The sequence below is a fragment of the Butyrivibrio sp. genome (assembly GCF_017940685.1).
Classification (GTDB): domain Bacteria; phylum Bacillota; class Clostridia; order Lachnospirales; family Lachnospiraceae; genus Butyrivibrio.
This window is the reverse complement of sequence record NZ_JAGAYD010000256.1, coordinates 1-4,497: the sequence shown is the minus strand read 5'-3', so window position 1 is coordinate 4,497 and position 4,497 is coordinate 1. Positions and strand designations below refer to the sequence as shown.

6 protein-coding genes are annotated in these 4,497 nt (G+C 41.6%); 3 read left to right on the top strand and 3 right to left on the bottom strand.

Annotated elements, in window-relative coordinates:
* Window positions 1-233, bottom strand: a 233-nt coding sequence (locus J6I68_RS15435) for a sugar phosphate nucleotidyltransferase (protein ID WP_292221604.1), incomplete at its 3' end; no start/stop codon positions are given.
* Window positions 234-242: 9 nt separating this feature from the next.
* Window positions 243-1,328 carry a dTDP-glucose 4,6-dehydratase gene (gene rfbB / locus J6I68_RS15430; protein WP_292221603.1) on the bottom strand — a complete coding sequence of 362 codons (1,086 nt, stop codon included), beginning with the start codon at window positions 1,326-1,328 and terminating at the stop codon, window positions 243-245.
* Window positions 1,329-1,618: 290 nt separating this feature from the next.
* On the opposite strand from rfbB, the gene J6I68_RS15425 reads away from it, so the two are divergent.
* From J6I68_RS15425 to J6I68_RS15415, 3 genes are read left to right on the top strand one after another with little or no spacing between them, the layout of a single operon-like run.
* On the top strand, window positions 1,619-2,542 hold the full coding sequence (locus J6I68_RS15425) for an Rpn family recombination-promoting nuclease/putative transposase (protein ID WP_292221601.1): 924 nt from the start codon (window positions 1,619-1,621) through the stop codon (window positions 2,540-2,542).
* A 22-nt stretch (window positions 2,543-2,564) separates the two neighbouring features.
* Window positions 2,565-2,795 carry a hypothetical protein gene (locus J6I68_RS15420; RefSeq protein ID WP_292221600.1) on the top strand — a complete coding sequence of 77 codons (231 nt, stop codon included), beginning with the start codon at window positions 2,565-2,567 and terminating at the stop codon, window positions 2,793-2,795.
* Window positions 2,789-3,073 (top strand): hypothetical protein, encoded by a 285-nt coding sequence (locus J6I68_RS15415; protein ID WP_292221598.1) that lies wholly within the window; start codon window positions 2,789-2,791, stop codon window positions 3,071-3,073. The genes J6I68_RS15420 and J6I68_RS15415 overlap by 7 nt, the downstream gene beginning before the upstream one ends.
* 1,036 nt (window positions 3,074-4,109) lie before the next feature.
* Here the strand turns inward: J6I68_RS15415 and J6I68_RS15410 are convergent.
* Entirely contained in the window at window positions 4,110-4,277 is a 168-nt protein-coding gene (locus tag J6I68_RS15410; RefSeq protein WP_292221596.1) for a hypothetical protein, read from the bottom strand.
* Window positions 4,278-4,497 lie beyond the last annotated feature (220 nt).

Below are 4,497 nucleotides of genomic sequence, written 5' to 3'. Positions count from 1 at the left end.
GCATAGCTAAAGCTCATGCCAAGCTGCTCTCCGGTCCCAAAGAGCTCCTCAAACATAGGAAGGTCTCTTGGAGTTGAGATTATAAGCACCTCTCTGATACCTGCAAGCATCAGGGTTGAGAGAGGATAATAGATCATTGGCTTGTCATATACAGGCATCATCTGCTTGGACATGGCCCTTGTAAGAGGGTAAAGACGTGTTCCAGATCCGCCTGCAAGAATAATTCCTTTCATACGCGCTCCTTATCTATTAGCATACATCTTTTCGTAATATTTCTCATAATCACCGCTTGTTACATGCTCCATCCAGTCTTGGTTGTCGAAATACCACTTAATGGTCTTTCTGATGCCTTCCTTGAACATGGTCTCTGGCTCCCAGCCAATTTCTTTTTTGATCTTGTCTGGAGCGATGGCATATCTGCGGTCGTGACCTTTTCTGTCTGTTACGTAAGTAATGAGATCATTAGTAAGATGCTCTTTTCTTGGATCTGAATCATCAAGCTCATCTCTGAGTACGTCGATGATGGTCTTAACGATCTCAATGTTCTGCTTCTCATTGTGGCCGCCAACGTTGTAGGTCTCAAAGAGACGTCCCTTTTCCTGAACCATATCGATTGCCTTGGCGTGGTCCTCAACGTAGAGCCAGTCGCGGACATTTTTTCCATCTCCATAAACAGGAAGATTCTTACCAGCCAGTGCATTGTTGATGATAAGTGGAATGAGCTTCTCTGGGAACTGGTAAGGTCCGTAGTTGTTGGAGCAGTTGGTGATGTTGGCAGGGAACTTGTAGGTGTCCATGTAAGCCTTCACCAGCATGTCGCTACTTGCCTTACTTGCAGAATATGGGCTGTGAGGATCGTATGGAGTTGTCTCATAGAAGTATGCGTTAGGATCCTCGTCAAGGGAACCATAAACCTCATCAGTAGACACGTGAAGGAACTTCTTGCCCTCCTTGAAAGTGCCATCTGGATTCTCCCATGCCTTCTTGGCAGCATTCAGCATTGTAGCTGTTCCAAGAACGTTGGTCTCAACGAAGATCTCAGGGTTAACAATTGATCTGTCAACGTGGCTCTCTGCCGCAAAGTGCACAACTCTGTCGATATCATTCTCCTCGAAGATCTTGTTGATAGCATCCCTGTCACAGATGTTGGCCCTTACAAATTTGTAGTTAGGGTTTCCCTCCAGGTCCTTGAGGTTCTCAAGGTTTCCTGCGTAGGTCAGCGCATCCACATTGATAATGCGGATCTCGTCGCCATATTTTTTAAACATATAGTGAATGTAGTTTGAGCCGATAAATCCAGCTCCGCCTGTTACTAAATAAGTTCTCATAATAGTCCTCTCTTAAAAATAAACATATTCAGTTTAGTATAACACAAAAGGGCATGACTTGCCATTTTTGAAAAGAGCTATCCTTACTATCGATTACTCCTATATTCCAATTCGTAATACAGTAAACTTCTTAAGGCTTTCTTAAGATTACGTCAAAGGCATTTACAAAAACAAAGCTCGATGATATATTTCTTTTTGTTCATTCAGAACAATTCTGCTCCGTTCGGAGCACGCAGTAAGGTTTTCTTATCTGCAATTTTCCAAATCTATTAAAAAAGAGAAAGGACAACATGAATAACAAAAAAGAAATAATCAACGAGTTTACAGGGAAAGACTACCTTAATGCAACAGGTGACATTCCCTACGGAATGATGAATGACTATATCTTCAGGATAGTCTTTCAGAAAAACAAATACGCTTTGAAGGGGCTTTTGTGCTCGCTTCTTGGGTTGGAGGATGACAGAATAGTAGGACTAAGAATTGTCAATGAGGTAACTCCTGGAGTCAGAATTACTGATAAAGAATACCGTCTGGATATAGTCGTTGAGCTTGATGATGGCACAACTATCGACCTCGAGATGCAAAAAGACAACTATGATAACTGGCAGTATCGTTCGCTTAGCTACCTTTGCAGGGAGTTTGATTCACTTGATCACGGAGAGGATTATAGTGAAGTGAAGCCGGTATATCAGGTGGGATTTTTGGACTTTACTCTCTTTGAAGATCATCCTGAATTCTTTGGGAAATATCAGCTCCGGAACGCAAGAGATAACTATCTCTATACTGACAGGTTTAATCTTATTGTGGTATCATTGAATCAGATAAAATTGGCAACAAGCGACGATATAGCCTGCGGTATAGATCAGTGGGCCCGTCTTTTCAAATCCAAGACATGGGAGGATATCAAGATGGTAGCAAGTAACAATAAATACATGACTTCTGCTGTTGAAACTGTGTATCTCACCAATGAAGATAAGAATGCTATAAAGATTGCCAGAGAGCGCGAGGACTTCATACGTCTGCAAGCATACAAGGACGCGAAGTTGAAGGAGCTGGAAGAGAGTAATGCTGCAATGGAAGCGAAAATCGCCAGCAAAGAAGCGGAAATCACCAGTATCAAAGCTGAAAATGCCGATAAAGATGCTACTATTGCCGATAAAGATGCTGAAATAGCACGGTTAAAAGCTGAACTTGACAACCTTAAAAACCGATAAATGAGTATGGAGGGCGGTTATAATGTATAACTTATACGAATATAATCAGACTGGTCATATGAATGTCGTCAAAGAAGAAGGCATACAGCAAGGAATAAGAAATACGACTACTCTTTTCTCCTGGCTTAAGATGAATAACCGCCAGGATGATATTCTTCAAGCTGTAGATACCCCCGACTATTTAAATAAACTATTCGAAGAGTATTCTAAGGCAGAATCAAATCCAGAACATGGGAGGATATCAAGATGGTAGCAAGCGACAATAAGTACATGACTTCTGCTGTTGAAACTGTGTATCTCACCAACGAATATAAGAATGCTATAAAGATTGCCAGAGAACGCGAGGACTTCATACGTCTGCAAGCATACAAGGACGCGAAGTTGAAGGAGCTGGAAGAGAGTAATGCTATGAAGGAAGCGGAAATCGCCAGCAAAGAAGCGGAAATTGCCAGCAAAGAAGCGGAAATCGCCGATAAAGATGCTGAAATAGCACGGTTAAAAGCTGAACTCGACAACCTCAAGAAGCAATAAAAGAAAGCTCAGGAATTGTACAATTCCTGGGTTCAGATTGTAGACAAAGTACAGATTATCCATAAGCCGCTTAATGAATTGTAAGTCTGACTGAATGAATATCAATAACCTTTCGCGGCATATCCTCGTTGGTGGGGAGTCAGTGGGTGAGTCACCCACTGACTCCCCACCAACTGCGGTATTCCACGGTGCTATTGATATTCATCCAGTCAGACTTTTTTGGTAATCAAGCGGCCATGGATAGTGTGTTGTAGGCAGTGAATTGGATTACCGGAAAGGTTTTTGGCTACGTTTAAGCGATATGCCAGCTCGGGGGCTTCAGTGTTGCGCTATATCGTATCGTGACAAGAGACATTGAGTAAATATAATACCGCTGACAACCTGACCTGCCGTAGGTATTATGGCTTTACGGAAGTATCATGTGTTATTTTATCAAATCTAATACCAGAAGCTCTCGCCTCTTTGAGGGGTATGAATTTCACATTGTGGTTTTATTAAAACTGGAAATATTGGCGTTGGAAATCTAATACCTGTAACCAAAAACTATCTCAGTGGTATTAAAAGTGCCCTGATTATTTTCTTCAAGACAAGAAAAAGATAGGACCAGCAATAGGAAAATCAATTGCAGATATTAGACCAGCAAAAATTTTCTCTCCAATACTTTTTTGAGCTCCTAATGTGCTCCAAAAAATGTCAGGTTTTAATGATTACGGACTATAGCATAGAAAAATGCTCTATAGTAGGTTATTATTTCCCGCAAAAACTCCCCAAATATCCATTTTCAGCCTAGGGACCACTTTTTGAGCCCATAGTCCGTAACTCGTCTCCCTGATTAATTGGATCAATTCCTCAAAAAAACCCGTTTTACGGACTGTATGCTCAAAAAACCGCTATAGTCCGTAATGCAATTTAATAACAATTGATATTGGCCATCATTTTACGGACTTAGACAAGGAAATAAGCCATCAAGTCTGACTCACCTGCAACGAGGATATGCCGTGAAAGCCACTTGTACAATTCCTGGGCTTTCTTAATCTCACTCACCTTTTTGAAGAAGAACTATCTCGTCCTTGCCATAGTAGTCGCACATGCTCTGGTCTCGGTAGTCCTCGGGATTACCCTTGATATCGAACTCGGCATAATAAATTGGCACAGGGTGATTACCTAGAGCTGGTAGCTCAACAACCTTGTCTTCAGTGGACAAAAGAACTGTCCACTCATCTCTCTCCCTGGCGTATGCCTGGGATTCTCCGATCAGGAATGACCTGGCGGCAGCGATACTGAGTAATGTCCATATAATGGTGTAAATTCAAAAATTAATATTAAAAGAGCCAAAGGCTCACCTTTAGGTATAATAAAGTCACCACAACAAATTAACCGGAGGTATAGCTCAATGGCTCAACTAAATATTACTTTAAACCAAG